The sequence below is a fragment of the Nocardia sp. NPDC127579 genome, assembly GCF_042672005.1.
Taxonomy (GTDB): Bacteria; Actinomycetota; Actinomycetes; order Mycobacteriales; family Mycobacteriaceae; genus Nocardia.
The window spans coordinates 108,606-134,931 of record NZ_JBHXVZ010000005.1 but is presented as its reverse complement, the minus strand read 5'-3'; the positions used below and the strand labels follow the sequence as shown (position 1 = coordinate 134,931).

The following is a 26,326-nucleotide window of genomic DNA, read 5'->3' as shown; positions in this document are numbered from 1 at the left end:
TTCCAATACCGGCATCGGCGCTGATCACTGCTTATGGTGATACCGCGACAATCGGAACTTTCGGACAGGTCGGCCGCGTTGAAGCTGGTATGACGCCATAGCGGCGATCACTAAGGAGTGCACCCATGGCTTTCCTCGGTTCCCTGCTCGGGTTCGTGACCTCCGTGTTCATTCTGCTGCTGATCGCGCGGATGGTGCTGGACTGGGTCATGATCCTGGCGGATCGGCCGCAGTGGGCGGAAAAGCCCCGTCAGCTGGTCACCACGCTCACCGAGCCGGTACTCGCGCCGGTCCGCAAGATCATTCCGCCGATCCGCTTCGGCAACACCGGCCTCGACCTGGCCTTCACGGTGGTGTTCATCCTGGCGCTGATCCTGCGCACCTTCTTCTACAGCTGGGGCTGAGCGGGCTCGCGTTCGGTCACCGTCACCGCGTGCCCGCGCCGCCGCCACGGCAGCCACCAGTTCGCCGGGCCCATGAGCTGCACCAGCGCCGGCACCAGCAGCATGCGGACCAGCGTCGCGTCGAGCACGAGGGCGGTAATCATGCCGATGCCGATCATCCGCATGGGTGTCAGCGGAGACAGTGTGAACGCGCCGGTGACGAAGACCAGCAGCACAGCGGCCGCGGTGATCACCCGGGCGGTCTTGACCGTGCCGATCCGCACCGCGGCGGCGGTGCCCGCGCCCGCCTCGTGTGCCTCCGACATCCGAGACAGCAGGAACACCTCGTAGTCGGTGGACAGCCCGAAGATCACCGCGATGATCAGCACCATCATGCCCGCGTCGATCGGCCCCGGCGCGACGTCGAGCAGCCCGCCGAGATGCCCCTGAACGAAGATCCAGGTGAGCACGCCGAAGGTGGCGGCGAGACTGAGGAACGCCATGGCAACGGCCTTGAGCGGCAAGATGATCGACCGGAAGGCGATGAGTAGCAGCAGCACCGTGGCCAGCACCATGGTCGCGATCATGAACGGCATCCGGTGCACGATGGCGTCGAGGCTGTCGCGTGCGGTTCCGGTGTCACCGCCGACCTGGATCGTCGTGCCCGCGGGCGCGGGTACCTCCCGCATGGCCAGTACCGCGTCCTGGGCGGCGGGACTGCGGTCGGTCGCGTCCAGGAAGGCGTGCAGCACCACGAGATCGCCGGTGCGCCCGACCTGCACCACCGCGCCCACGCCGGGAACAGCGGCCAGTTCGGTCTGCGCGGCGTCGAGTTGCGCCGCCTGCGGTGGTGTTCCGTCCGTGCCGCGCAGGACCGCGGTGGCCCCCGTCCTGGCGCCGGGGAATTCGGCGTAGAGCTCGTCGACGGTCTGGCGGACGGTGTTGTCGGTGGGCAGCACCCGATGGTCGATCTCGCCGAGCCGGATGTCGAGTACCGGCGTGGCCAGCACCAGCAGGATGGCGCCGACCGCGAGGGCGACCGCCCCGGGTTTGCGCAGTACCGCGTCCACCACCCGGCCCCAGAACCGTTCGGTGCGATCCTCGCCCGTCCGGCTGGCCGCGGTCCGTCCGATTCGGTGTCCGAACAGCGCGAGCAGAGCGGGCAGGACGGTCAGCGAGAGAACCGCCGCGAGCGCGACCGCGGCGATCGCGCCGAACCCGAGTGAACGCAGTACCGCCTGCGGATAGACGAACATGCCCGCGAACGCGCAGATCAACAGCAGCGCCGAGAAGGCGACGGTGCGGCCGGCGGTGGCGCAGGTGCGCTGGATCGCGGCGGGCACGTCGCGGCCCTCGGCGATTTCCTCGCGGAACCGGTTGACCAGGAACAGGCCGTAGTCGATGGCCATGCCGAGCCCGAGAAGCGAGGCGGTGTTCACCGCGAAGGTGCTCACCTCCGTGTATTCGGTGAGCACCCGGATCGCGCCCATCGCGCCCGCCACCGCGAGCAGCCCGACGACGACCGGCAGTGACGCCGCGACCACCCCGCCGAAGACCAGCACCAGGATCAACAGCGTGATCGGCAGCGAGATCGATTCCGCCACCACGAGATCGCGCTGGGACTGCGAGGTGATCTCGGTGGACACCGCGCTGTAGCCGGACATGCGGGTGTCGATACCCGGAACCCGAAGCGCCGCTTCCAGATTCGGATACGCCGACAGCCGGGCGTTCTCGTCGCCCGCGGTGAACACGACCGCGATGGCCCGCGTGCCGTCCGCCGACCGCAGCAGCGCTTTGCGCGGCGGCGCGCTGGTCCAATAGCTCTCGACCGGTTTGGCCAGCAGTTTCGGGTCGATCCGGTCCAGCCGGGCGCGCACCTCGGGACCGATATCGTCGACTGTCCTGCCCTCGGGTGCGGTGTAGAGGGCGATCAGGTCGGCGTTCTGCGGGCCGAAGTGCTCGGTGACGATCCGGTCGACCTGCGCCGATTCGCTGTGTGGGTCGGTGAATCCGCCCGCGCTGAGATTCTTCGACGCGCCCGCGCCGTACAGCCCGAACAGGCCGATTCCGGCGATGATCAGCGCCAGCACCAGCTTGGGTCGCGCGATGAGCAGGCGCGCCCACGCGGTCACCGGGTACCGCCCGCGGAGACGCTGCGGACGGTGGACTGGTTCGCGGTGCTCAAATGCTGCCTCTACTGCGGTGGTGCGGAATCGAACTCGGTCGATTCTGTCCGAGACGGTGACAACCGCCCGGACCGGGGTCACGGATGGACGGGAAGCTCCCGCTCCAGTTGCTGCACGAGGTCGTCGAGCAGCGTGTCGAGGCGGGCCTCGAGGCCGGCGCCGTTGCGCGCCGACACGGTCAGTTCGGTGCGCCCGTCGAATTCCATCAGGGCGAACAGCAGCGGCATGGCGATGCTGTGCTGCGGCAGAACGTAGATGGCGGTGGGTTCGAAGCCGGGCACCGCGAGATCCTCGCGGGTGAACCGGCCCATATGCGAGACGGTGGCCGAGGCCAGATTGCGGCCGCGGTCCGCGCCCATCTTGTTGAGCGACCGGAGCAGGGCGCGGTTGGCGGCGTCGGGGACCTGGGTGAGCCGGGTCGCGGCCATCTGGTTCAGTTCCCGGCGCGCGGCCAGGCCGGATTTGATCTGCTCCTTGACCGCGGCCCAGGGGGTGCCGGGGGTGAGGTCCAGGAACAGCGGCAGGGCCAGATTGGCGGTGGAGCGCAGCGCGGGGTCGTGGCGGCGCAGGTCGACCGGCATCATGATGCGTGAGGGACCGTCGGTCCGCTCGGCCAGGCGCGCGGCGATCCGAGCCAGCGCGCCCGGCCCGGATGCGTGAATGGTGCGGCGGCGCAACAGATGTCGTGGTGCACCGGGTTCCTGACGGCCGTGCCCGACAGCGGTTCGGTAGGTCGGCGCCATGACCGTCGGCCGGCCGGGCGCGCCGATCCGGCGGACCAGTTCGGCGTCGGCCACCGGATCGGGGAACTCCTCGGGCGCGTCGCCGCGCAGTACGCGCAGCACGCTGGTGGCGAACAGGACCATGCCCATGCCGTCCATGACGCCGTGGAACACCCGGAACACCAGGGTGGTCGGCGAGCCGGTGAGCAGCAGGATCTCGACGGTGGAGGCGGCGGACGGGCCGATCGGGCTGGTCAGCACCGGGTCCGCCTCGAGGTTCGGATCCGCGACGGCGTGCCCGGCGACCACGCGCACGGTCGGGGCGATGCCGCTGTCGATCCAGTTCTTGCCCCGCCGGATCAGGCGCGCGCCCGGGCACGCCCGCGCGGCGACCTCGACTGCCTGCCGAAGGCGTTCGGCATCGATACCGCCGGTGCCGGGGATCACGAGCTGCATGAGGAACGGCGGCGCGAGATCCCGCATCGGAAAGTACATGCGCTCGGTGGGCGAGATCGGCCGTCGAAAAGTCATCGCACATCCTTGGTGAGTTCGACTACGCCGCCCTGGGTTTCGAGCCAGTCGAGAAAGCGCTCGAGCCCGGTCGAACGGTCCACGATCGGCCGGTAGCCGAAATCTCGGGTGGCCGCGCCGGTGTCGTAGGTGGCGCTGCGGGTCATCAGCGCGACCGCGTAACGCGACAGCGGCGGCGACCAGCGGGTGGCGATGAACGGTACGCGCCATACGGTTTCGATCGCGGCGACGACGGCGGCGAGTACCCGCGGATTCGGCTGCCGGGTGGGCGGCCGATAGCCGAGCCGGGTGGCGACCTCGCCGAGGAACCGCCATACATCGGTACGCTCGGCATCGGCCACGAAGTACGCCTTGCCGCCCACCGCGTCGGAATCCGCTGCTCGCACACAGGCTTCGACGATATTGTCGACATGGCAGAGCGAGGCGAACACGTCGCGGCCGTAGGACAGGTCGGGCAGTGTGCCGGCCGCGGTGCGGCTGAGCAGGCGCACGATCGGCCCGGATCGGTCGCCCGCACCCCAGATCGCCCGCGGGCGCAGCGCGCAAGTGGTGAATCCCGGTGCGTTCGCGGCCAATACGGCCCGCTCGGCGGCTGCCTTGGTCTCGGAGTACAGATTCAGGTATCGGCCTGGATATGGCACCGATTCGTCGATATCGAGCTGATCGCCGCCGTCGTAGTCCATCATCGCGCTGGGACTGGAGATGAAGACGAATCCGGACGCGCCGTTCGCGCGGGCGGACTCGAGCAGTCGTTCGGTGGCGGTGACGTTCTCCGCCCAGAACTGCGCACGCGTGCCGCGCTCGTCGACCCGGGCGGCGCTGTGGAACACCACGTCCATCCCGGTGGTGGCGGTGCGCAGCGATTCCGGGTCGGACAGGTCGCCGTGGACCAGCCGCACATTGTCGCGGGCGGACCCCAGGTCGGCCAGATTGCTGCTGCGCCGCACCAGAATCGACACCTCGTGCGCACCGTCGGCGACGAGACGGCGGACCAGCGCGCCGCCCAGGAATCCGGATGCCCCGGTGACCAGGATTTTCACAGCGCGTCTCCGTTCGCCGCCGAGGGCCGGGTCCGCCAGTAGGTGAGCCCGAAGATCTGGGTCAGGACCGCGGTTCGCAGCGGGTTCGCGCCGTCGGCGGCCCGCAGTGCGGCGGGAATCTGCGCCGCGTGCACGACGATGCTCAGGAACGCGTCGACCCACCAGAGCGCCCGCAGCACGCGGTTGCGCGGTGTGCGCCCGGCCAGTGCGGCCACCAGCCCGCCCAGCAGATAGATCCACCCGAGGATCGGAACAGTCCGGAGCGCACCGGGTTTCATGATCGCTTCACCTGCTCGGCCGCCCAGATCGCGAGCTGCTCACGACCGATCTTGGCGTTGTGCCGGATATCGACCGGGAAGCCGGGGTGCACCAGGAAGTGTTCGATCGGCTTGGTCAGCTCGAAAGCTGTTGCTCGCGTGAGTAGTTCACTGATCACGTCGCCGCGCTCGGCCCCTTCGGTCAGCTCAACGCACAGTACCGGGCGCTGGGCTCCGGGGCGGCCCACGCCGACGAGGGCGGTCCTGGCGACACCGGGCACCACGTTGAAGATTTGTTCCACCTGCACCGTGAACATCGGCCCGTCGGCTGTTTCCACGCGCTGACTCTTGCGCCCGCAGAACCAGATCCGGCCTTCGTCGTCGATCCAGGCGAGGTCGCCGGTGCGATGCCAGACGACCGCGCCGTCGGCGATCTTCCCGGCGAGATTGGCCCGCTCCGGCCAGTAGTAATGGGTGCTCACATTCGGGCCGGAGACCACCAGCTCACCGATGCCGCGGAGGCCACCGGGAGATTCGGTGTCCGCCCAGGTGGGAACCGGGTCGTCGGTGATGGCGATCAGCCGCGCCCGAATCCGGTCGGACGGCCGGCCGATACAGGTTCCGTCACCCTGGTGCGCGCGTTGCACGAGTCCATCCAGCAGTTCCCGCGATTCGATCGTCGACATCGGCAGCGCCTCGGTCGACCCGTATCCCGCGAACACCTGCGCGTCCGCGCGCAGTACGGCACGCAGACCGGCGACGCACCAGTCCGGCACCGGCGCGCCACCGGAGAAGATGCTGCCGAGCGTGTCCAGCTCGGCAGGGTGGGCTTCGAGGTGGCGCAGCAGCGGGATCAGCACGGCCGGTGAGGCGAGCATGGTCCGCACCCCGAACCGCTGGATCGCGTCCACCACGTGCGCGGGATCGGTGGACCCGACCTTGCTGGGAATCAAAGGCGGTAGCACACAGCGGGATCCGAGCAGCAGGTCCAGGATCCCGACCAGTGGCAAGGTGATCAGCGAGGTGTCCGGCGCGACCTCGCCGCGCGCGGTGTGTACCTGCTCCACCATGGCGGCCAGGTTGCCGTGGGTCAGCTCCACCGCTTTCGCGGGACCGGTACTGCCCGTGGTGAATCCGATGACCAGTACGTCGCCCGGATCGGCCGGGACGCGTTCGAGCAGCACGCCGGCCGGCTCCCGGCCCCAGCTCGCCAGCGTCGCCCCACCCCAGAACCAGCGCCTGCCGACGGTGACCACGGTGCGGACCCGGCGAAAGCTGCGCGGGAACAGCACCCGCAGCGCGTGCGCGGGCGGAATCCCGATGAACGCCTCCGCCTGTACCGCGCGCAGGCAGTGCACCATCCGGCGCACCCCCATGCCCGGGTCGATGACGACCGGCACGGCGCCGATCTTCAACAGCGCGAACAGGATCGCGTACAGCTCGGGACTGGGCAGCACCAGCACGATGGTGCGGGTGCCGCTGTCCACCCCGGACACGATCAGCCGTTCGGCGATGGCGTCCGACCACGCGTCGAGCTCACGGTAGGTGAGCGTGCGATATGCGGGCAGCCCGTCGGAGTCGACGCCGTCCGGGTGGATGACCGCCGCGCGATCCGGTTCCGCGCGGGCGAACGCGCGGAACCGGTCGATGGCCTGCCAGTAGGTCGCGGTCATGCGGGCAGCCGGTAGAGCACCGCCGCCGCCGACGGTCCGGCCCCGGCCGCCACGAACAGCACCCGGTTGTATCCGGCGAGTGTGCCTTCGGCCAGCGCGCGGTCGTAGGCCAGCGGCAGGGCGGCGGTGTGTGGGTCGCCCTCGGCGAGGTCCGGTACGCGCACCGCGTCCTGGTCGATGCCGAGCGCGTCGGCGAGCAGTTTCGGGAATTCCGGCGCGGGCGTGGAGGCGATCAGCGCCAGCCCGGACAGATCCTGATCGGCCAGCGCGGCGAGGGCCGCCTCCAGCGCCACGCCGAGCAGGCGGTCGGTGAAATCGGGTTCCCGTTCGACGGTCATCAGACCGCGCCCGACGGTGCCCATGGTGGCGGTGTCGACGTAGGCCTGCACGGCCGGGGTGCCCGTTCCGGTCACGGTGTGCACCCGGCCGAAGCCCTCGGCGTCGTCGGTGCGCTCCAGCAGCAGCGCGGCACCGGCGGTGGCGTAGGGGAATTCGTCGTCCGCGACCGAGCGGGTGAGCGACGGGTGGGTGTCGCCGGAGACGATCAGCACGTACTCGGCGCCACCGGTCTCGAGTACCGAGGTGGCGACCTGTATCGCGTTCACGACGCCGACGGCGCCGTTCATCAGGTCGAAGGAGAAGGTGGTGGCGTCGTCGGGGGAGTGGTAGTCCAAGCCGATTCCGGCTTCCTTCTGGATCAGCGCCGAGACGGCCGGTTCCACCGTATTGGAATCGCGGAAGACTCCGGCGTTGATCAGCACACCGACCTGCTCGGGCCGGATTCCGGCCCGCTCCAGGCTGTTTCGCGCGGCCCGGCCGCTGTGCTCGACGATGCTGTTGGTGCCGATACCCCGGCTGGTCGCGGTGGCTTTGATGCGCACGCTCATATCGGATCAGACCTTCAGCGACGAGATGGTGGTGGACAGGAAGCCGGCGACGACGCCGGAGGCCGCGGGGACCATCAGCACTTTCGAGCCCGCGGCGATGTTCTGGTCGCCGAGCTGGTCGTGCAGAACGATGAAATGCGAAGTGGTGGAGGTGTTTCCGTACTTGTGGATGACATTGAGATCCGGCGGTATCGGCGCGCCGAACTCGCGGGCGGCGATCGCGTTGGCGTACGGCACGGCCGCGGCGCCGAATTGGTGGTGGATGATGTAGTCGAACGCCTCGTCGGCGAAGCTGCTGTCGCGCTCCTCCAGGAAGGAGCGCTGCGCGTCCGGCCACAGCATGAACCGCGCCTCGTTGTGCATCTTGCGGTTGTCGGTGTAGAGCGCGACGCCCGGGGTCTTGTCGCTGGGCATGCCCAGGCACAGGTGCGAGTGCTCGGAAGCGGTCAGCAACTCGATGTAGTGGATCTTGTCGGCGTCGTCGACGGCCTCGTCCAGCACCACCGCGCAGCCGGAGTCGCCCACCGACAGCGACGCGAATTGCAGATCGTATTTCTCCGAAATCTCCTCGACGGCGGTTTCGGCGATCGGGGTAATCGCCTCGCCGCTGACCACGAGTCCGTTGCGGACCGCGCCCGAGCGGATCATCCGGTCCAGAATGTAGGTTCCGGTGAGCATTCCGGCGCAGGCATTGGAAACGTCGAAGGTAATTGCCTTTGTCGCGCCCAGCTGTTTGGCGATGAAGGACGCGAAGGACGGCTCCATATACATCCGGGTGGCGTCTTTACTGCGGGTGATCGAGGTGGAGATGATCACGTCGAGCTCGGCAGCGCCATAGCGGGACCTGGACAAACAGTCGTCGGCGGCTTTCAGTGCCAAGGTGAGGGAGTCCTCGTAGCTGCCCGGCCGGGTGTCGCGCACGCGGCGTTCCCGGATGCCGGTGATCTTTTCGAGATCGAACGCGGGTGGTTCTTTCAGGCGTCCGATCAGCTCATCGGTCGTGACGATATTCGAAGGCAGATAGGCGCCGATGGATTCGAATCGTGAATGCGACACGGTAGCTCCTGGAATTCGCTGGCGGATTTGACCGGCGGATCGTCGGTGATCATCGGCGAGCGAAGATTACCCGACAGTAACAACGCTGGGGCAAGCCTGCATCCGGACGAGTCCTTCTGGGACAGTGGCGCCGAAGAGGTATCTGTGTCGTGAAGTGTCGGAAACTGGTGACCGTGAAGATATGGGATCTCACCGTGCGGTTTGTGCCTGCCGGGTGGGGTGGGTTACTCCTCGGCAATTCGTAGCTGCCGGGGTGTCAGGGGTTCGCGGCCGTTACGCGATGTGAGTGACCTCACGCCGAAGTGTGCGAACCGCGTACGGGCATAACGGATTCCGAGCCCCGATCGACCCGGGATAATTTTGCCGAAAAGGCAAACTTGCCGAACAGGCAAAATTCTGTAGGCTGGGTGCATGGACAGCCTCGGACTCCGGGAACGCAAGAAGCGGGCCACCCGGCTCGCGCTGAGCGCGGCCACCATCCGGCTCGCCGTCGAGCGCGGCTGGGCGAACGTCACCATCGAGGACATCGCGGCGGCCGCGAATGTCTCGGTCCGCACCTTCCGCAACTACTTCTCCAGCAAGGCCGAGGCCGTGGCCTTCCGGCAGTTGGAGCGCATGTGCCAGGTCGCGGAGGAACTGCGCGCCCGCCCACCGGCGGAACCGCTGTGGACGGCCATCACCGCCGCGGTCGCGGCGCGATTCCCGCTCGGGCACGATATGCGCGGGCCGGAATCCGGGGCGGCCGAACAGCGCTGGGTGGACGGTGTCCGGCGCATGCTGGCCGAGCCCGCCGTGCATACCGCGATCCTCGCGGTGAACGCGCACGCGCAGCGCGAACTCGCCGCCGCGGTGGCCGCGCGCACCGGCACCGACGCGCAGCGCGACCTCTACCCCAAACTCGTTGCCGCCGCGGTCGGTACGGCCGCGGCGGTCGCCATCGAACACAGTCAGGCCGCGGATCCGCCGCTGCCCGCGATACCACTGCTCACCGATGCTCTGGCCCAGATCGCGGCCGGTCTGCCGGAGCCGACGCCACGGAGGAAATCATGATCGATGTCGTTATCGCGGGCGCGGGCCCGTGCGGGCTGCTGCTGGCCTGCGAACTGGGCGCGGCCGGTATCCGGCCGCTGGTCCTGGAACGCCTGCCCGAGCCGAGCGTCGAGCCGAAGGCGAACGGGCTGGTGGGCCAGGTGGTTCCGCTGCTGGACCGGCGTGGGCTGCACGAAGAACTCAGTGGCAGTGCGGAACCGCCTCGGCCGAGCGACTCGTACTTCATGTTCTCGGCGCTGCCGCTGAATCTCGGTGTGCTGGACCGGAGTCCGGTGTACACGCTGCCCGTGCCGCAGCGCCGGATCGTCGAGGTGCTGGAGCAACGCGCTCTCGAACTCGGTGCCGAGATCCGCCGCGGAACCGAATTGGTCGGCATGAAGACATCGGAAGACATTGTGACAGTGACGATTACGGGTCCGGATGGCGACGAGGAGCTACACGCTCGATATCTCGTCGGCGCCGACGGCGCGCACAGCGTCACCCGCAAACTATCCGGAATCGACTTTCCCGGAGTCAGTTACGACCGCACGACCACGCGCACCGCCCATGTGACGGTGCCCGTCGAGTGGGTGGATCCGGGGACCGGCGCGCTGCGGGTACCCGGCTACGGTGCGATCGCGCCGTTCGTCCCGCATCGCACCGAGCATGGCGGAATCTCATACGCGCCCTTCCCCGGTCACCCGCCGCTGTTGAGCACGACCGAGTGGGATCAACCCGAGATCGCGGAGCCGATGTGCCTCGCGGAGCTGGAAGCCAGCGTCGCCCGGGTACTCGGGGCGCCGATTCCGGTGCGCCCGCCCTCGGGTGCGGGTCCGCACGCGCTGCGGCGGCTCGTCGGCGGCAATTCCCGGGTGGCCGAACGGTTCCGGCACGGGCGGGTGTTCCTCGTCGGCGACGCGGCGCACGTGTTCGCCACCGGTGGCGGACCCGGACTCAATGTGGGGCTCCAGGATTCGCTCAATCTGGGCTGGAAGCTGGCCGCCGAGATCGCCGGTCACGCGCCGCCGGAGCTGCTGGACAGTTACGACACCGAGCGCCGCCACGCCGCCGAGCGCACACTGACCTCGGCGCGGGCCCAGGCCGCCCTGATCGCGCCCGGCGGCGATGTCACGGCGTTGCGCGAGGTACTCGGCGAACTCATGGCCGACGAGTCGACGGTGCGGCGGCTCGCCGATCTGGTCGCGGGCAGCGATATCCATTACGACCTGGGCGAATCCGGGCATCCACTCGTCGGCCGCTGTGCGCCCGAGCTCGAGCTGGAGAACGGCGTGCGGCTGAGCGAGCTGGTTCGCACGGCGCGTCCGCTGCTGCTGGATCTCACGGGGGAGTGGGCGGAGCTCGCCGCGGAGTGGGGCGAGAGCGTCGACTATGTCGCCGGACGCGCGCGCGGCGACGCACCCGCGAGCGCGCTGCTGCTGCGTCCCGACTCCTATGTCGCGTGGGCCGCGCCGAACAGCGCCGCGCACCAGACCCTTCGGGCTGCCCTGACCCGTTGGTTCGGCATACCCGCCCACCACGCGCACCAGGCTCGATAGGCTGGAGGCATGGAGCGGCGCCGCTCACGGCGCCGCCGTGCCGACCGGAGGATCGACCACCATGACCACCGTTGACGGGCACATCGATGTGCTCATCGTCGGCGCCGGACTGTCCGGCATCGGCGCGGCCTACCATGTGCGGCAGGCCTTTCCGGACCGGAGCTATGTCATCCTGGAGGGCCGCGAGAACCTCGGCGGCACCTGGGACCTGTTCCGCTATCCGGGCATTCGTTCCGACTCGGACATGTACACCCTCGGTTATCGATTCCGTCCCTGGCCGGGGGACAAAGCCATCGCCGACGGCGACACCATCCTCGAGTATCTGCGCGACACCGCCGCCGAGCACGATATCGACCGGCACATCCGCTACCGGCACCGCGTGGTGCGCGCCGAATGGTCCTCGGCGGACAACCGCTGGACCGTGCGCGCCGAACGCGGGGATACCGGCGAAACCGTCACGCTGACCGCGAGTTTCCTGTTCGGCTGCACCGGCTACTACCGCTACGACCAGGGCTACACACCGGAGTTCGCGGGCGTCGAATGTTTCGGCGGGCCGGTCATCCATCCACAGCACTGGCCGGACGACCTCGAGGTGGACGGCAAGCGGGTGGTGCTGATCGGCAGCGGCGCGACCGCCGTCACGCTCGGGCCCGCGCTCACCGAGCAGGGTGCGCACGTCACCATGCTCCAGCGCTCACCCTCCTACGTGATCTCCATGCCGGCCAAGGACGATCTGGCGCTGCGGGCCCGAAAGGTGTTGCCGCCCAAGCTCGCCTACGGTGTGGCCCGGGCCAAGAATGTCGCGCTGGCCACCGCGATGTATCAGCTCAGCCAGCGTTACCCGGAACGGATCCGGGCCCAGATCCGTGCCTGGCAGCGACGGTGGCTGCCGCCCGGCTACGACATCGACACGCATTTCACCCCGCGCTACAACCCGTGGGATCAGCGGCTGTGCCTCTCGCCCGACGGCGGTTTCTTCCGCGCCATCCGCAAGGGCAGGCTCGAGGTCGTCACCGACACGATCGAGACCTTCACCGAGACGGGGCTGCGGCTGGACTCCGGGGCCACGCTGGAGGCGGATATCGTCATCACCGCGACCGGGTTGAACCTGCTCGCGTTCGGCGGTATGGATCTGGTGGTCGACGGTGTGCCGGTCGAGATGTCGGAGCATCTGGCCTACAAGGCGCTGATGCTCTCCGATGTCCCGAACTTCGCCTTCGTCGTCGGCTACACCAATGCCTCCTGGACCCTGAAGGCCGATCTGGTGTCGGAGTATGTGGTGCGGCTGCTGCGTCACATGGACGAGCACGGCTACGACCGCTGCGTGCCGGTGCGTGACCCGTCGATCGGCAGGGCGTCGCTGTTCGCGGGTTTCATGCCCGGTTACGTGCTGCGATCCGCCGCGATCTTCCCGATGCAGGGTGATCGGGCGCCGTGGAAGTTGCGGATGAATTACGTGCGTGACCTGGTCACCTTGCGGCACGGGCCGATCATCGACAGCGCGATGCGATTCGAACGTGCCCGCGTGCCCGCGCAGAGGTGACGAGCGCCTCGCCCGGGTATGTGTAACTCCAAGTAACCTTGTAGCCGCGTCCCGGAACGGCCGGACGCGGTCGCACAGGGATAGGGACGTATGAAACTGGAAACGGTCGCGGGTAAGAAGGTTCTCGTCACCGGCGCCGCCATGGGGCTGGGCAAGCTGTTCGCCGAGACGGCGATCCGGGAGGGCGCCGCCGCGGTGGTGCTCTGGGATGTCAACGAGATCGCGTTGAAGGCGACCGCCGGCGAACTCTCCGGCCGCGGTACGACGGTGACCCATCATGTCGTCGACGTCTCCGACCAGGACGCGATCAGCGCCGCGGCCGCCGCGGTGCGCGCCGAGACCGGCGATATCGACATCCTGGTCAACAACGCGGGCATCGTGCGCGGCAACAGCTACTTCTGGGAGACCGAGAACCGCGCCGACATCGACAAGACCATGGCGATCAACTCGCTGGCGCCGATGTACATCACCCTGGAATTCCTGCCCGCCATGGTCGAGGGAACCGGCGCTGCGCGGGTGCTGACCATCGCGTCCTCGGCCGGACTGGTCGCCAACCCGCGGATGAGCGTCTACGCGGCCTCCAAATGGGCGGCGCTGGGCTGGTCGGATTCGGTGCGCCTGGAACTCGAGCAGGCGGGCCACGATCATGTGCGGGTCACCACCGTGTGCCCGACCTACATCAACACCGGCATGTTCGACGGGGCGTCCGGATTCTGGTTCACGCCGATCCTGGATCAAGACGAGGTCGTCGAAACCTCCTGGCGGGAAATGAAACAGGGGAACCCACTGGTCATCCTGCCGTGGACGTCGCGGCTCAACAAGGCGCTGTCCGGGATCCTGCCGATCAAGCTGCGCGATCTGTTCCTCAGCACCGTGGGCGTCTACAACTCCATGGAGAAGTTCACCGGGCGGAAGTAGCTCAGCGCGTACCGATGACGACGGTGGCGTAGTACTCCTCGGATTCGGCGATCCGACCCGCCAAGCCGTGCGCCTCCAGCGTGCGGAGCGCCGAATCCGTTTGTCCCGCACCGGCTTCCGCCAGGAGATGCCCACCCGGCGCGAGCCACGCCCGGGCGCCGGCGACCACCCGGCGGAAGATGTCGAGCCCGTCGGAACCGCCGTCGAGGGCGGTGCGCAGCTCGTGGTCGCGAGCCTCGGCGGGCATGCGCGCGATCAGGTCCGTGGGCACGTAGGGGGTATTGGCGAGCAGGATGTCGATGTGCCCGCGCAGGTCGCCGGGGAGCGCGTCGAACAGGTCACCCTGGTGGACCGGCGTGCCGAGCCCGGCGAGATTGCGGCGCGCGCACTCGACCGCCACCGGCTCCAGATCGGCCGCGCTCAGCTGCACCTCGATCCCCTCCGCGGCCAGCGTGCGCGCGAAGGACAATCCCACAGCGCCTGAGCCGCAACACAGGTCGACCGCGATCGGCTTCGGGAACGCGCGTGCCAGCCGCACCGCCTCCTCGACCAGGAACGCCGTCCGCCGCCGCGGCACGAACACCCCCGGTGTCACTGCCACTCGTTCGCCGCGAAACTCCGCCCACCCGACCAGATACTCGAGCGGCTCCCCGGTCACCCGCCGCGCCACCAACTCCGCCAGCGCCACATCATCCGCCGCCGCCTCCAGCAACAGGCGCGCCTCGTCCTCGGCGAACACGCACCCGGCGGCCCGCAACCGCTCCGCCACCTCACGTTCCGCCATCACGCTGGCCATCCTGCCCGCACGGCGGGACTGTTCGCCAGCGGGTAGGAGACGAGAACTCGTCCAGGCCCCGCCGGTCCGACCGATCGTGTCCGAAGGCCCTGCCGGACAGGCAGTCGTGTCCGAAGCCCCCGACGGTCAGATGGTCGTGACCGAGGCCCCGGTCGGACGGTCGTGGTGAGTTCGGCGGACACGTCGATGACACTCGTCGCAGGGCCGGAAGCCGACGCAGCCGTACGGGCCGTATGCCGGAGTGGACTCCGGCATACGGCCCGGCCTCAGCGTGTGGTGGCGAGCTGGAAGGTGCGGGTGGCGTCGAGGTAGATGCCGCGCTGGGCGGGGCGGGCCGGGGGCGGCAGATGCGAGACCAGCTGCTCCATCGACGTGGTGGCGCCGACGACGCGGGTGCCCGCGACCATGAAGTCGGCGACGGCGCGGCGGATGTGGTTGGGGGAGGTCACCACGACCGCGCTGTCGGCGCCCAGACCGCGCAGCAGCTGTGTGCTGAACAGGGCGTTCTGGACGGTCGATCCGGCACGGGTCTCGATGTGGATGCGGCCCGGCGGTATCGCGCGGCCCAGCAGCCAGTCGCGCATCGCCTCGGCCTCGGTGATCCCGTTCTGCGGCGCGCCGCCGGAGACCACGATCGGCGACAGCGGGGCGGCGATCGCCTGCACCCAGGCCGCGGTCAACCGGTTGACCAGCTCCGGGCGCAGCCCCCCATCGGGCAGCAGGCCGTAACCGCACACCACGATGCCGGTGTTCGGGCCGATCAGCGCGGGCAGCGGGTTGGGCAGGGTGCCCGCGGCGGCCGCCACCGCGTTCATGACGCCCTGGGTGCCCGCGGCCATACCGGGATCGATGCCGTGCAGGCGCGCCATCGAATCGGTGACAGCCGGGAGATCGTTGGCGTAGTGCGACCAGATCGCGTGCAGCGACAGCGCTTCGGTATCACCGGGATTCGCGTCGATGAGCGACCGTAGCTGGGCGCGGCCGAACGCGTCGTCCCCATCGGTGAACGCGCGCTGGGCGGAGTTGTAGAGGGCGTCGACATCCGGGTCGGCCGTCGCGGGAGCGCCGGTCAGGCCGGAGAGGGCGGCGGCCGCGCAGACGGCGGCAGCGTAGGACTTCCAATGCCTCGAGATCTTCACTACAGGCGACACCTTTCCGCTGGTGCCGAGCGGTCGAGATCTCGGCAACTGGGTTTTCAGGTACGTCAACTGGCAGTTAGCCGGGGGCAAGCACCACCACGATACGACTGCTGCCGGGTGATCCCGCGCAATTGCCTCCGGACTCGCCCATTAAGCTGTGCGAACGTGGATACTGCCTCGTTGTCCGGCAAGGAACTCGCCGCCGCCATCAATGCCGATACCAAGCAGCGCGCCGCCGCCGCCGGTACGGCCCCGCGTCTGGCCCTGGTCGTGGCCAACGACGATCCGGCCAGCGCCTGGTATGTGAATTCGCTGCGCAAGGCCGCCGAACGGCTCGGAATCGCTTGCGACCGTATCGATCTAGGCGCCGACGCGTCCGCCGAGCAGATCCGCGCCGAACTGTCCGCCCGCAGCGCCGACGCCGCGGTGGACGCCATCATGTTGCAGACGCCGCTGCCCGCCGGTGTGGTGCTGGACGACGTGAGCTCCGCCATCGTCGCCACCAAGGACGTCGACGGCGTCAGCCCGCTGTCGCTGGGGCTGCTGGCCTCCGGCCTGCCCGGGTTCGTCCCGGCCACCTCCGAGGCGGTCGTGGAGTTGCTGAAGCATCACGAGATTCCGCTGCGCGGCCGTCATGTCGCGGTCGTCGGCCGGTCCAATATCGTCGGCAAGCCGCTGGCCCAGCTCCTGCTCGCCGCGGACGCGACCGTCACCGTCTGCCATTCCCGCACCGCCGACCTGGCCGCCATCACCTCCGGTGCCGAGATCGTCGTAGCCGCCGCGGGCCGCGCCGGACTGCTCACCGGCAAGCACATCGCCGACGGCGCGATCGTCATCGACGTCGGCACCAACGAATCGCCCGACGGCGGCATCGTCGGCGATGTCGACGCCGCCTCCGTCACCGGCAGGGCCGCCGCGCTCAGCCCGGTCCCCGGCGGCGTCGGCCCGGTGACCACAGCGCTGCTCATGCGCCACGTCGTCACCGCCGCCGAGCAGTCCCGCTGACCCGCGCGGACGCCGATTCCACACGAAACTCGCAGGCCGACCGGTCGGCGCTCAGGCGGGTTTGATGGCCGTGATCAGAGTTTTGCCGCCGTTGCGTTCGGTGACCACGAGTTGTGCGTTGTAGGTGAAGGCGTGGCCGTCCGGGCGGTGTTCGGTGACGACCACGATGTACTGACCGACGAAGGCGCTTTCGGTGACCGCGACACAGTGGGTGGTGCCGGTCGGGACGCTGTCGATGCCCTGTTGCAGGGCCTCGATCGAGGACACGGCGGCGTCCGGGGCGATGAGAGCGCGAGCTTTCTCGGCGGACCGGTCGACGTAGAAGGCGTACTGGAAGGCGAAGATCGCACCCGGGCCCGAGTCGGCGCTGCCGACGCCGTTGCCCTGGATGCGGTTGCCGACCCGTTCGTTCGGGCACGCCGAAGCCGATGGGGTGGCCGAGGCGGGCGCGATATCGACCTGGGTGGAGGTGTTGGCGGCGACCGACCGCGGATCGGACCCGCCCTGGAAGACGAAGAACGCCGCGCCCAGCACGGCTACCGCGAACAGCGAACCGGCCAGCGGCACCAGCCAGCGGGGCAGTGGCGAACGCCCGCCGGATCGGTCGACCAGCTGTGAGAACCGATCGCGTTCGAAATACTCGCGCGGTTCCGGATCGCGGTTCATCCACTCGGACCATTCGCCCTGATAGGTCTCGCTGCCGCCGGGACGACGCCCGGTATCCGGTCGATCCATTACCCCACCTTCATCGCTTTCACGTCGAGACTAGTGGAAGCGGCCGGGGGAGCAGCACTCTCGACTCGCGGATGGCCTAAGTGCGCCTACCCGGCGCGTCGCGGCTCGTTCGGGTCGCACTCCGCGCCGCTGTCGTCATCGAGGAGCGCCAGGAGTTCGCGCAACTGCTCGCGTTGGGCGACCGACAGCGTCGCGAACAGATCGGCGGCGGCGCGGCGGCGGTCCTCGGCCATGCGGGCCAGCGCGTCGTGTCCGGCCGCGGTGGGACTCACCAGGGTGGAGCGGCGGTTGGCGGGGTCGGGTGCCCGGGTGACCAGGCCCGCGCCGACCAGCGCGTCGACCACGGTGGTGGCCGAGCGCGGCACGATATCGAGGCGTTCGGCGAGCGCGGCCATGCGCAGTGGCTCGGCGGATCGGCCGAGTATGCGCAGGGCCCGGGCCTGCCCGGGCGTCAGGCCCAGGGGCGCGAGCCGGGTGTGCATGCTGCGGCGGATCCGGCGTGCGGTGCGCAGGAACAGATCGGGGAGGTCGTCGGAGCCGCTGTCCATGACGCTGAGCATAGCTCATTGTTCTTTTCGGGAATTATGAGTCATACTCAGCGTTAGTAGTGTCCAGGAAGGAGGCGCCTATGCAGCCACCCGATCAGATCCGCCGGATCCTCCGGCTCTTTCACCCGTATCGCGCGAAACTCGGCGGCGTCGCGGCCCTCGTCGGCCTGTCCGCCCTGGTCGGCCTGGCCTCGCCGTTCATGCTGCGCGAGATCCTCGACGTCGCGCTGCCACAGGGGCGCACCGGCCTGCTCGGCCTGCTCGCCGTCGGGATGATTGTCGTCGCCGCGCTGACCAGCAGTTTCGGTGTACTGCAAACCTATATCTCGACCACCGTCGGCCAACGGGTCATGCACGATCTGCGCTCGGCGGTCTACGCGCACCTCCAGCGCATGCCACTGGCGTTCTTCACCGGCACGCGCACCGGGGAGGTCCAGTCCCGCATCGCCAACGACATCGGCGGTATGCAGTCGACGGTCACCTCCACCGCCACCTCGCTGGTCTCCAACTTCACCACGGTGCTGGCCACCGTCGTCGCCATGATCGCCCTGGACTGGCGGCTCACCCTGGTCTCGCTGGTCATGCTGCCGTTCTTCGTCTGGATCAGCCGTCGCGTCGGCAACGAACGCCGCCGGATCACCGGTCAGCGGCAGCGCAAACTCGCGGGCATGTCCGCGATCGTGGAGGAATCGCTGTCGGTCAGCGGCATCCTGCTCGGGCGCACCATGGGACGATCGCCCGCGCTGGTCGCGGACTTCACGCGCGAATCGCGGGAACTCGTCGATCTGGAACTGCGCGCGAACATGGCCGGGCGCTGGCGGCAGTCGATCATCCAGATCGTCATGTCGGCCATGCCCGCGGTGGTCTACTTCGCCGCCGGCCTAGCCGCCGCGAGCGGCACCCCGCTGGTGTCGATCGGCACGCTGGTCGCCTTCACCACCTTGCAGACCACGCTGCTGCGCCCGACCGTCATGCTGCTGCAAACCGGCGTCGAGGTGCAGAGTTCGATGGCACTGTTCCATCGCGTGTTCGAATACCTGGATCTGGAACCCGATATCACCGAGCCCGCGCGGCCGGTGTCGCTGCGCACGGCGCGCGGCGAGGTCCGCTTCGATCACGTCGGCTTCTCCTACGGCTCCGGCGCGGTGCTCGAGGACATCGATCTCACCGTGCCCGCGGGCACCAGCCTGGCCGTCGTCGGCGAAACCGGTTCCGGTAAAACGACTCTCGGCTATTTGGTGGCCCGCCTCTACGACGTCGCCACCGGGCGGATCAGCATCGACGGCGTCGATGTGCGTGAGCTGTCCTTCGCGGATCTGGCCGCCGCGGTCGGCGTGGTATCCCAGGAGACCTACCTGTTCCACGCCTCGGTCGCCGACAACCTGCGCTTCGCCAAACCCGACGCGACCGACGCCGAACTGGAGGCGGCGGCCCGGGCGGCGCAGATCCACGAGCACATCGCCGGACTGCCGAACGGCTACGACACCACGGTCGGCGAACGCGGCTACCGATTCTCCGGCGGCGAGAAGCAGCGGCTCGCCGTGGCCCGCGCCATCCTGCGCAATCCGCCGATCCTGGTGCTGGACGAGGCGACCAGCGCGCTGGACACCCGCACCGAGCACGAGGTACAGGCGGCCATCGACGCCCTGGCCGAGGGCCGGACGGTGCTCACCATCGCGCACCGCCTGTCCACCGTTCGTGACGCGGACCAGATTCTGGTGCTGGACGACGGCCGGATCGCCGAACGCGGCACCCACGCCGAGCTCATGGAACTCGGCGGGCGCTACGCGGCGCTCGTCACACGAGACGAGCCCGCGACCGTCGCCGCGGCATGATCACCAGTGCAGGCTGACCGGGTCGCCGATATCGAGCACGCTGTACACCCACTCGGCGTCGGCGGGCGACAGGTTGATGCAGCCGTGACTGACATTGGCATAGCCTTGCGAATCCACCGACCAGGGTGCCGAGTGGATGAAAACGCCGCCCCAGGTGAGTCTTTCGGCGAACTCGCCGTTGATGACATATCCCTCGGGTGAGCTGAGCGGTATGCCGATGGTGCGGGAGTCGAAGACCACCGAGCGGAACTTCTCCAGCACGGGGAAGGTCCCGGTCGGGGTTTCGAATCCCGGCTTGCCGTAGGAGGCGTTCATGGTGCGCGGTACGCCGCCGACGGTCACGGTGAAGGTGTGTGCGGACAGGTCACCGTCGGCGAATGTGCCTGCACTGGTACGGAAGTCGGCCGGCGCTGCCTGTACGACGCTCGGTGCGCCGAGCACGGTCAGGGCCAGCATCGATAGCGCGAGGAACAGAAATCTGCCAGCGCTCCTCATGGTTTCCACCCCTTTCGAGATGGTGTGGTACCCGAAGTACCAGTCTAGACCCGAATGAGAAGGGCGGGCGATTCAATTTCGATTCAGCTGCTGCGCACCACGTGCAGCACGTCGGCGTGCAAGGCGTCCGCGCGCGCGGTGAGCGCCTCGACGCGGATCAAAGTGGGCGCGAACTCGTCACCGTGCACGGCGTCCAGCATGGCCACATTGATCTCGATATTGAGCCGGGAACTGGTCGCGGCCGCCCGGGCGGCATCGGCGGCGGCACCGATATCGGTGACCACGTTCGGATTGCCGATCGGCAGCAGCTCCGCGGCCAGCGACAGGATCTCGTCGGCCTCGTTCACCACGGCGGCGGGCACCCGCGCCGCACCGACCAGCGCCTCGGTGATCGCGGCGGCCCGGCCCTCGGCGTCCTTGGGCAGCTTGTAGGCCGCGCCGACCGCGGTGAAGGCGGCGGCGTCGGCGTCGGCCAGGGCCAGTGACCGGTCGCGGCAAGCGTCGGCGGCCTCGATCAGGCGGTCGATCACCGGCTTGTGCTCGGCGTCCTTGGCCCGGGTGGTGTAGCGCGCGACCATCGCGACCAGCGCGGCGCCCTGCGCGGCGTGCAGCGCGGCGACGGCGCCGCCACCGGGCGCGGGCACCTTGGCGGCCAATTCACCCAGATATTCGGCGATGGCGGTTCCGCCGAAGGAGGACACGGTGCCGGTGGTAGCGGTGCTCGACTGCGACATGCCGGTAACGCTACCGCCCGGTGCGCACCAGCTCGCGCCCGGCGGTTAGGTTGAGACCCATGCGGATCGGATTGGGCATCAACTATTCGGGCGGTTTCAAGGAAGCGGCCGCCGAAGTGGCAGACCTGGAGCGGGCCGGCCTCGACATCGTCTTCGTGCCGGAGGCCTACTCGTTCGACGCGGTCAGCGCGCTGGGCTATCTGGCCGCCAAGACCGAGCGGCTGGAACTGGCCTCGGGCATTCTGCAGATCTACACCCGCACCCCGAGCCTGACCGCCATGACCGCGGCCGGTCTGGACTTCGTCTCGGAAGGCCGGTTCACTTTGGGGCTCGGCGCGTCCGGCCCGCAGGTGATCGAGGGCTTCCACGGCGTGCCCTACGACGCGCCCATCGGCCGCACCCGCGAACTCGTCGACATCTGCCGCCAGGTGTGGCGCCGGGAGAAGCTGGACTACCAGGGCAAGTACTACCAGATCCCGCTGCCCGCCGAACGCGGCACCGGCCTGGGCAAATCGCTGAAGCTGATCAATCACCCGGTGCGCGAACGCATTCCGGTGCTGCTGGCCGCGCTCGGCCCGAAGAACGTGCAGCTGGCCGCGGAGATCGCCGAGGGCTGGCAGCCGATCTTCTTCCTGCCGGAGAAGGCGAAGCAGGTGTGGGGCGAGGCGCTCGATGCCGGTCTGGCCAAACGTGATCCGAGTCTGGGCGACCTCGAGGTGTACGCGGGCCCCGCGCTGGCGATCGGCGAGAACGTCACGCCGCTACTGGAATTCGTCAAACCGCATCTGGCGCTCTACATCGGCGGGATGGGCGCCAAGGGCAAGAACTTCTATCACACGCTGGCCACCAGCTATGGCTACGGCGCGCAGGCCGACACGATCCAGGAGCTGTACCTGGCCGGCAAGAAGGAAGAGGCCGCCAAGGCGGTGCCGGACGACCTGGTCCGCGATATCTCGCTGGTCGGGCCCGCCGGATTCGTCAAGGAACGGGTCGCGGCGTTCAAGGAAGCGGGTGTGACCGTGTTGAACGTGGTGCCGATGGCGGCCACGCCTGCCGAGCGGGTCAAGCTGATCGAGCAGCTGCGCGAACTCGTCTGATCCGCGAACACCGATGGCCGGGATCCCTCGACGATCCCGGCCATCGGCGTTCTCGGTGCTGGTGGATCAGGAGCGCAGGGCGGCCAGCGCTTCGTCGAGCGTCGCGTAGAGCGCGAAAACCTGGTCCAGGGCGGTCATTTTGAGCTGTCGGCTGGTGGCGGGCCCCTCGGCCACGACGGCGATGGTGGTGGCCGTGCCGGCGCGCTTGTGCGCGGCGACCAGGGCGGCCATCCCCGCGGACGCGAGGAAGCCGACCCCGGTCAGGTCGATGATCACCGCGCGCGGCGTTTCGGCCAGCACACCCTCGATCGCGGTCTCGAGTGCGGGGGCCGTCGCCAGATCGATCTCGCCGACCACGGACAGGACGGTCACGTCGTCGTGCACTGCGACCGCGGTAGTCATCGTGTCCGACAGGGGATGCGCGTCTCCGGAAGTATTGGTCACGGTCATCAACCCTACCGGCTGTCCGCGCGGCGTGGTGGCGCTCGTCAGAGTTGCCGGCTGGTCCCCCGAAGCGGGTTCGCCACCGGCGATTTGATCGCGGGCAGGGTGATGGACATGCGCACCCGGGTGCCCGGCGCGGTGTGATCGAGCTCGAGCTCCTCGGTGAGCGCGCGCATCATATCGATACCGCGGCCGCGATTGCCGGGATCGGCGGAGCGCGGCTTCCAGCGGCCGGTGTCGCTGACCAGGATGGACACCCGTTCGGTGTCGCATTCGGCGGTGAGCATGACCTGGTCCTCAGCGGATTCGCCGGACAGATAGGCGTGCTCGATGCTGTTGCTACAGGCTTCGTTCGCCGCGGCGACCAGGTCCGAGGCCAGATCGTGCGGCACCGCGGCGGTGGCCAGCCAGGCTTTGAGCCGGCGGCGCAGCCCGGCCAGCTGATCCGGATGCGCGGGTACCTCCAGGTACAGGGCGGTCGGGGGCTGACGGTAGACCACCATGGCGACGTCGTCGTCGTAACCGGCCGCGGGCCGCAGCCGGGACAGCACCGCGTCGGCCACCTCGCGTGGCAGTTTGCCCGGTGTATCGGCGAGGACGGCGCAGATCTCGGCGAAGCTGTCGTCGATGTCGACGCCGCGATGCTCGACCAGGCCGTCGGTGAACAGGACCAGCGTGGCGCCGGGGGTGAGTTCGGCCGTCGCCTCGGGGCGACGCGGGGTGTCGAAGGTGGCCAGCGGCACCGCCCGGCCACCCTCCAGCAGCTGCCCGGCGGCCCCGACATCGGCCAGGATCGGCGGCATGTGCCCGGCGCTGGAATAGCGCAGCAGCCCGCCCTCGGGGTCGAGCACCGCCGCGCACACGGTGGTGCACATGGCGCCCGGAATCCGCGCGGCGACCGCGTCGAGTTCGGTGAGCAGCTGCGCCGGGCCCGCGCCGCGCAGCAGCAGAGCCCGTGCGGCCGTACGCAATTGGCCCATGACCACGGCGGCGGACAGGCCGCGGCCGACGCAGTCGCCGACCACCACGCCGATGGTGCCGTCGTTGAGCGGAACCACGTCGTACCAGTCGCCGCCGATCTCGAGCGGCGGCAGCGCCGGTTCGTAGTGCACCGAGAACCGGGGCGGCAGCTCGATCGGCCCGAGCATGGCGCGCTGGAGCGTCAGCGAGGTCGAGCGGGCCTGATCGAAGTTGCGGGCCCGCTGCACCGCCAGGCTCAAATGTCCGATCAGCAGCGAGAACAACGTCCAGTCGGCGGCGGTGATGGCCCGCGGCGCGGCGAAGCGCAGCCACAGCGCGGCGTCGCCGACCTCACCGAGCGGCGCCACGATCCCCTCGGAACTCTCGATGCCCTCCGGGATGGCGAACAGGCTGCGTGGCGGACGGCGGCGGGCTCGTTCCAGCAGCGCGGTGGCCCGCTCGTCGAGCACGGGCGCCTCGATATTGGCCGAATTGCGTTCCACCGCACCGGAAACGTAGACCTCCGGGCGCGCGTTGCGGTTCGGCCACACCGATACCACCGCGGACTCCGCGCCCACCGTGCGGCGCAGTTCGTCCAGGCCTACCGCCAGCACCTCGACCACGCTGGTGGCCGCGCCGACCGCGGTCGCCAGCCGGGAGGCGGCCTGATCGCGCGCCTGGGCGTCGTGCTCGGCGGTGACATCGCGGATGGTGCCGACGAAGATCTGCTCGTTGTTCTCCGGTTTGATCAGCGAGGACGTGCTCACCGCCAGCCATACGTCGCGGCCGTCGCGATGGCGGACCGGGATCACGAATCGCTGTGCCACCGTGCCCAGATCGGGGTAGCGCGGCCCGGTGGGCAGCGACCACGGGTGCGGCAGCGGATAGGGCAGCCCAGCGGCGCCGTAGCCGGTGAGCGCGCCGAAGGCGGTGTTCACCTCGATGATGGTGCCGCGCGAATCGGCGACGAAGAACCCGTCCTGCAGCGACTCCACCAGCGCCGTGCGGAAGGCGTCGCGGCCCGCGAGATCGTCGGCGCGCGAACGCTGTTGCTCGTAGCGGCGCAGTCCGCCCAGGTAGCCGCGGGTGGCGATATCGAGCGCGGCCAGGGTTTGCAGCAGGAATTCGAGCGCGGGCTCGGCGATCGGATGGTCGGGGCTGTCGTGGACGGCGACGAAACGGAAATGGTGCTCGGTCAGATCGAGCAGGCTGATGTCCTCGACCAGGGCCCGGCGGCCCAGGTCGTAGCCCTCGGCGAGACTGGCGTGCGTCGGCGAATCCAGGTGGCGCCGTAGCGCGTTCGCGTAGGCGTCCAGGAACGCCGCCAGCACATCGCTCATGGGTTGCCGTTCGCGGTGCCGCCGCGATGGCGCGCGGCCAGCACCAGCGCGTCATCGGTGTCCTTGGCGTGCCGCCCGAGGATTTCGGCGGTGATCTCGGCGGTGGACTTGGAAAGGTCTATGCCGTCGACGGATTCGGCCACGATGCCGTCGGTGGTCATCAGCAGCAGATCGCCGGCGCGTACGCGCACGGTCTGCGCTTGCAGATGCTGCGGTAGCCGATAGCCGACGATCCCGCCGGTCATCAGCACGGTCGCGCGCACGGTCAATCCGGCCGGGCCGACGCTGAGCACCCGGGATTCGACATTGCCGACCCCGAGCCAATCGATGGTCTCGGCGCAGTCGAACAGCGCCAGCGATACGGCCGCGCCGCGGGTATCGGCCATGGCCCGATGACACAGCAGCATCAGCACATCCAGCGGTTCGGCGCGATTCTCCGAGAGCACCTGCGCGGCGCGGTCAGCCGCATCCGCGGCGGGCGCACCGTGCCCCAGCCCGTCGAGAACGCCGAAAAGCACAGAGCCGCTTCCGGTTTCGAGCACGACGCAGCGGTCACCGGAGATCCGCTGCCCGGGTAGCGCACGACCGGCCACCGCCCATTCGATCCGACCGATGAAGCCGTCCTCATGCACCGGTCGGCACCCACTTCCACATTTCGATCAGGGTGCCCCGGCCCGGCGCGGAATCGATGATCAACCGGTCCATCAGCCGCCGCGCGCCCGGCAGTCCCAGGCCCAGACCGCGTCCCGTGGAATAGCCGTCGTCGAGCGCACGGGCGATATCCCGGATTCCCGGACCCTGATCCTCGGCCTGCACCACCAGCGCCTGCTTGCCCTCGCGCTCGTCGACGAGCAGACGGACTTCTCCGCTGCCCGCGTAACTGGTGATATTGCGGGCGATTTCGGAGATCGCCGTGGAGATCATGGTGCGGTCGGTAAGGGAGAAGCCGAGTTGCTCGGCAAGCTCCCGTCCGGCCTGACGCGCGATCACGATGTCACCGGACACCTTCACCGCGATCACCAAGTTCTCAGCGGCCACTGTCACGACCATCTCGCTGGTGGCGTCCGGAGGCCTTGCGGTCCAGCCACGCAAGCCCTTCTTCGAGGTCGAGCGCGGTGTGCATGTCCTCGAAGTTGAGGCCCAATTGCACCATGGCGAAGGCGACTTCCGGTTGCAGCCCGACGATCACCGTTTCGGCGCCGCGCAACTGCGTCATGTGCGCGATGGTACGCAGCGATCTGGCCGCGAACGAATCCATCACGTCGATCGCGGTGACATCGACGATGATGCCGTGCGCGCGATACTTGGAGACCTGTTTCATCAGGTCGTCCTGCAGGCGTTCGGTATCCGCGTCGGTCAAGGCTGATTGCACCGACGCGATCAGATACGTGCCCTGCTTGAGAATGGGTACCGGCAT

General features: G+C 69.0%; 25 protein-coding genes and 1 pseudogene. 8 read left to right on the top strand and 18 right to left on the bottom strand.

Annotated elements, in window-relative coordinates; genetic code table 11:
• Positions 1 to 125: 125 nt before the first annotated feature.
• The gene (locus tag ACFVMC_RS18675) at positions 126 to 404 is read left to right on the top strand and encodes a YggT family protein (protein ID WP_379211778.1); all 279 of its coding nucleotides are present in this window, start codon (positions 126 to 128) and stop codon (positions 402 to 404) included.
• Here ACFVMC_RS18675 and ACFVMC_RS18670 read toward each other — a convergent pair.
• From ACFVMC_RS18670 to ACFVMC_RS18640, 7 genes are all read right to left on the bottom strand, one after another.
• Positions 389 to 2,515, bottom strand: a complete 2,127-nt coding sequence (locus ACFVMC_RS18670) for an MMPL family transporter (protein WP_379211777.1) — start codon at positions 2,513 to 2,515, stop codon at positions 389 to 391. The genes ACFVMC_RS18675 and ACFVMC_RS18670 overlap by 16 nt on opposite strands.
• Before the next feature lie 131 nt (positions 2,516 to 2,646).
• Entirely contained in the window at positions 2,647 to 3,822 is a 1,176-nt protein-coding gene (locus tag ACFVMC_RS18665) for a peptide synthetase (RefSeq protein ID WP_379211775.1), read from the bottom strand.
• Positions 3,819 to 4,862 (bottom strand): NAD-dependent epimerase/dehydratase family protein, encoded by a 1,044-nt coding sequence (locus ACFVMC_RS18660; protein WP_379211773.1) that lies wholly within the window; start codon positions 4,860 to 4,862, stop codon positions 3,819 to 3,821. Before ACFVMC_RS18660 ends, ACFVMC_RS18665 begins: the two co-directional genes overlap by 4 nt.
• Positions 4,859 to 5,140 (bottom strand): hypothetical protein, encoded by a 282-nt coding sequence (locus ACFVMC_RS18655; protein WP_379211771.1) that lies wholly within the window; start codon positions 5,138 to 5,140, stop codon positions 4,859 to 4,861. Before ACFVMC_RS18655 ends, ACFVMC_RS18660 begins: the two co-directional genes overlap by 4 nt.
• Complete coding sequence (locus tag ACFVMC_RS18650; RefSeq protein WP_379211769.1) at positions 5,137 to 6,792, bottom strand: fatty acid CoA ligase family protein; 1,656 nt, start codon at positions 6,790 to 6,792, stop codon at positions 5,137 to 5,139. Before ACFVMC_RS18650 ends, ACFVMC_RS18655 begins: the two co-directional genes overlap by 4 nt.
• Positions 6,789 to 7,679, bottom strand: a complete 891-nt coding sequence (locus ACFVMC_RS18645; protein WP_379211767.1) for a hypothetical protein — start codon at positions 7,677 to 7,679, stop codon at positions 6,789 to 6,791. The genes ACFVMC_RS18650 and ACFVMC_RS18645 overlap by 4 nt, the downstream gene beginning before the upstream one ends.
• Positions 7,680 to 7,685: 6 nt before the next feature.
• Entirely contained in the window at positions 7,686 to 8,735 is a 1,050-nt protein-coding gene (locus ACFVMC_RS18640) for a 3-oxoacyl-ACP synthase III family protein (RefSeq protein WP_379211766.1), read from the bottom strand.
• A gap of 411 nt (positions 8,736 to 9,146) precedes the next feature.
• Here ACFVMC_RS18640 and ACFVMC_RS18635 point away from each other — a divergent pair, with 411 nt between their 5' ends.
• The 4 genes from ACFVMC_RS18635 (at position 9,147) to ACFVMC_RS18620 (ending at position 13,781) form a co-directional block, all read left to right on the top strand.
• Positions 9,147 to 9,785: a TetR/AcrR family transcriptional regulator gene (locus tag ACFVMC_RS18635; RefSeq protein WP_379211764.1), complete on the top strand. Its 639-nt coding sequence runs from the start codon at positions 9,147 to 9,149 to the stop codon at positions 9,783 to 9,785.
• Complete coding sequence (locus ACFVMC_RS18630) at positions 9,782 to 11,320, top strand: FAD-dependent monooxygenase (RefSeq protein ID WP_379211762.1); 1,539 nt, start codon at positions 9,782 to 9,784, stop codon at positions 11,318 to 11,320. The genes ACFVMC_RS18635 and ACFVMC_RS18630 overlap by 4 nt, the downstream gene beginning before the upstream one ends.
• Before the next feature lie 61 nt (positions 11,321 to 11,381).
• Positions 11,382 to 12,863, top strand: coding sequence for a flavin-containing monooxygenase (locus ACFVMC_RS18625; RefSeq protein ID WP_379211760.1), 1,482 nt, complete (start codon positions 11,382 to 11,384; stop codon positions 12,861 to 12,863).
• Between the two features lie 90 nt (positions 12,864 to 12,953).
• Positions 12,954 to 13,781 carry an SDR family NAD(P)-dependent oxidoreductase gene (locus ACFVMC_RS18620; RefSeq protein ID WP_379211758.1) on the top strand — a complete coding sequence of 276 codons (828 nt, stop codon included), beginning with the start codon at positions 12,954 to 12,956 and terminating at the stop codon, positions 13,779 to 13,781.
• Position 13,782: 1 nt separating this feature from the next.
• On the opposite strand, the gene ACFVMC_RS18615 is transcribed toward ACFVMC_RS18620, so the two are convergent.
• Positions 13,783 to 14,565 (bottom strand): putative protein N(5)-glutamine methyltransferase, encoded by a 783-nt coding sequence (locus tag ACFVMC_RS18615; RefSeq protein ID WP_379212414.1) that lies wholly within the window; start codon positions 14,563 to 14,565, stop codon positions 13,783 to 13,785.
• A 278-nt stretch (positions 14,566 to 14,843) separates the two neighbouring features.
• Complete coding sequence (locus ACFVMC_RS18610) at positions 14,844 to 15,716, bottom strand: YdcF family protein (protein ID WP_379211757.1); 873 nt, start codon at positions 15,714 to 15,716, stop codon at positions 14,844 to 14,846.
• A 165-nt stretch (positions 15,717 to 15,881) separates the two neighbouring features.
• On the opposite strand from ACFVMC_RS18610, the gene ACFVMC_RS18605 reads away from it, so the two are divergent.
• Positions 15,882 to 16,721, top strand: coding sequence for a bifunctional 5,10-methylenetetrahydrofolate dehydrogenase/5,10-methenyltetrahydrofolate cyclohydrolase (locus ACFVMC_RS18605; RefSeq protein ID WP_379211755.1), 840 nt, complete (start codon positions 15,882 to 15,884; stop codon positions 16,719 to 16,721).
• Between the two features lie 51 nt (positions 16,722 to 16,772).
• On the opposite strand, the gene ACFVMC_RS18600 is transcribed toward ACFVMC_RS18605, so the two are convergent.
• Together ACFVMC_RS18600 and ACFVMC_RS18595 are read right to left on the bottom strand one after the other, a co-directional pair.
• Positions 16,773 to 17,456 (bottom strand): hypothetical protein, encoded by a 684-nt coding sequence (locus ACFVMC_RS18600; RefSeq protein ID WP_379211754.1) that lies wholly within the window; start codon positions 17,454 to 17,456, stop codon positions 16,773 to 16,775.
• Between the two features lie 86 nt (positions 17,457 to 17,542).
• On the bottom strand, positions 17,543 to 18,004 hold the full coding sequence (locus tag ACFVMC_RS18595; protein ID WP_379211752.1) for a MarR family winged helix-turn-helix transcriptional regulator: 462 nt from the start codon (positions 18,002 to 18,004) through the stop codon (positions 17,543 to 17,545).
• An 80-nt stretch (positions 18,005 to 18,084) separates the two neighbouring features.
• On the opposite strand from ACFVMC_RS18595, the gene ACFVMC_RS18590 reads away from it, so the two are divergent.
• A complete protein-coding gene (locus ACFVMC_RS18590) occupies positions 18,085 to 19,839 on the top strand; it encodes an ABC transporter ATP-binding protein (protein WP_379211750.1) in 1,755 nt (584 codons plus the stop codon).
• Here ACFVMC_RS18590 and ACFVMC_RS18585 read toward each other — a convergent pair.
• A pseudogene (locus ACFVMC_RS18585) lies at positions 19,840 to 20,241 on the bottom strand (L,D-transpeptidase); the annotation flags it as partial. It abuts the gene before it with no gap.
• A 176-nt stretch (positions 20,242 to 20,417) separates the two neighbouring features.
• Complete coding sequence (locus ACFVMC_RS18580) at positions 20,418 to 21,068, bottom strand: cyclodeaminase/cyclohydrolase family protein (protein ID WP_379211748.1); 651 nt, start codon at positions 21,066 to 21,068, stop codon at positions 20,418 to 20,420.
• Positions 21,069 to 21,127: 59 nt separating this feature from the next.
• Here ACFVMC_RS18580 and ACFVMC_RS18575 point away from each other — a divergent pair, with 59 nt between their 5' ends.
• Entirely contained in the window at positions 21,128 to 22,165 is a 1,038-nt protein-coding gene (locus ACFVMC_RS18575) for an LLM class F420-dependent oxidoreductase (protein ID WP_379211746.1), read from the top strand.
• A 66-nt stretch (positions 22,166 to 22,231) separates the two neighbouring features.
• Here ACFVMC_RS18575 and ACFVMC_RS18570 read toward each other — a convergent pair whose 3' ends face one another.
• The 5 genes from ACFVMC_RS18570 to ACFVMC_RS18550 form a co-directional block, all read right to left on the bottom strand.
• A complete protein-coding gene (locus tag ACFVMC_RS18570) occupies positions 22,232 to 22,567 on the bottom strand; it encodes an STAS domain-containing protein (RefSeq protein ID WP_379212412.1) in 336 nt (111 codons plus the stop codon).
• Positions 22,568 to 22,653: 86 nt separating this feature from the next.
• A complete protein-coding gene (locus tag ACFVMC_RS18565) occupies positions 22,654 to 24,909 on the bottom strand; it encodes a SpoIIE family protein phosphatase (RefSeq protein ID WP_379211744.1) in 2,256 nt (751 codons plus the stop codon).
• Positions 24,906 to 25,541 (bottom strand): SpoIIE family protein phosphatase, encoded by a 636-nt coding sequence (locus ACFVMC_RS18560; RefSeq protein ID WP_379211742.1) that lies wholly within the window; start codon positions 25,539 to 25,541, stop codon positions 24,906 to 24,908. Before ACFVMC_RS18560 ends, ACFVMC_RS18565 begins: the two co-directional genes overlap by 4 nt.
• On the bottom strand, positions 25,534 to 25,959 hold the full coding sequence (locus ACFVMC_RS18555) for an ATP-binding protein (protein WP_379211740.1): 426 nt from the start codon (positions 25,957 to 25,959) through the stop codon (positions 25,534 to 25,536). Before ACFVMC_RS18555 ends, ACFVMC_RS18560 begins: the two co-directional genes overlap by 8 nt.
• Positions 25,937 to 26,326 (bottom strand): STAS domain-containing protein, encoded by a 390-nt coding sequence (locus ACFVMC_RS18550; RefSeq protein WP_379211738.1) that lies wholly within the window; start codon positions 26,324 to 26,326, stop codon positions 25,937 to 25,939. The genes ACFVMC_RS18555 and ACFVMC_RS18550 overlap by 23 nt, the downstream gene beginning before the upstream one ends.

Excerpts from the sequence above, each read along its gene's own strand:
- ACFVMC_RS18675 (WP_379211778.1), top strand. The coding sequence starts at position 126 with ATGGCTTTCCTCGGTTCCCTGCTCGGGTTCGTGACCTCCGTGTTCATT.
- ACFVMC_RS18665 (WP_379211775.1), bottom strand. The coding sequence starts at position 3,822 with ATGACTTTTCGACGGCCGATCTCGCCCACCGAGCGCATGTACTTTCCG.
- ACFVMC_RS18655 (WP_379211771.1), bottom strand. The coding sequence starts at position 5,140 with ATGAAACCCGGTGCGCTCCGGACTGTTCCGATCCTCGGGTGGATCTAT.
- ACFVMC_RS18650 (WP_379211769.1), bottom strand. The coding sequence starts at position 6,792 with ATGACCGCGACCTACTGGCAGGCCATCGACCGGTTCCGCGCGTTCGCC.
- ACFVMC_RS18645 (WP_379211767.1), bottom strand. The coding sequence starts at position 7,679 with ATGAGCGTGCGCATCAAAGCCACCGCGACCAGCCGGGGTATCGGCACC.
- ACFVMC_RS18635 (WP_379211764.1), top strand. The coding sequence starts at position 9,147 with ATGGACAGCCTCGGACTCCGGGAACGCAAGAAGCGGGCCACCCGGCTC.
- ACFVMC_RS18630 (WP_379211762.1), top strand. The coding sequence starts at position 9,782 with ATGATCGATGTCGTTATCGCGGGCGCGGGCCCGTGCGGGCTGCTGCTG.
- ACFVMC_RS18625 (WP_379211760.1), top strand. The coding sequence starts at position 11,382 with ATGACCACCGTTGACGGGCACATCGATGTGCTCATCGTCGGCGCCGGA.
- ACFVMC_RS18620 (WP_379211758.1), top strand. The coding sequence starts at position 12,954 with ATGAAACTGGAAACGGTCGCGGGTAAGAAGGTTCTCGTCACCGGCGCC.
- ACFVMC_RS18615 (WP_379212414.1), bottom strand. The coding sequence starts at position 14,565 with ATGGCGGAACGTGAGGTGGCGGAGCGGTTGCGGGCCGCCGGGTGCGTG.
- ACFVMC_RS18600 (WP_379211754.1), bottom strand. The coding sequence starts at position 17,456 with ATGGATCGACCGGATACCGGGCGTCGTCCCGGCGGCAGCGAGACCTAT.
- ACFVMC_RS18595 (WP_379211752.1), bottom strand. The coding sequence starts at position 18,004 with ATGGACAGCGGCTCCGACGACCTCCCCGATCTGTTCCTGCGCACCGCA.
- ACFVMC_RS18590 (WP_379211750.1), top strand. The coding sequence starts at position 18,085 with ATGCAGCCACCCGATCAGATCCGCCGGATCCTCCGGCTCTTTCACCCG.
- ACFVMC_RS18580 (WP_379211748.1), bottom strand. The coding sequence starts at position 21,068 with ATGTCGCAGTCGAGCACCGCTACCACCGGCACCGTGTCCTCCTTCGGC.
- ACFVMC_RS18575 (WP_379211746.1), top strand. The coding sequence starts at position 21,128 with ATGCGGATCGGATTGGGCATCAACTATTCGGGCGGTTTCAAGGAAGCG.
- ACFVMC_RS18570 (WP_379212412.1), bottom strand. The coding sequence starts at position 22,567 with ATGACTACCGCGGTCGCAGTGCACGACGACGTGACCGTCCTGTCCGTG.
- ACFVMC_RS18565 (WP_379211744.1), bottom strand. The coding sequence starts at position 24,909 with ATGAGCGATGTGCTGGCGGCGTTCCTGGACGCCTACGCGAACGCGCTA.
- ACFVMC_RS18555 (WP_379211740.1), bottom strand. The coding sequence starts at position 25,959 with ATGGTCGTGACAGTGGCCGCTGAGAACTTGGTGATCGCGGTGAAGGTG.
- ACFVMC_RS18550 (WP_379211738.1), bottom strand. The coding sequence starts at position 26,326 with ATGCCGGTACCCATTCTCAAGCAGGGCACGTATCTGATCGCGTCGGTG.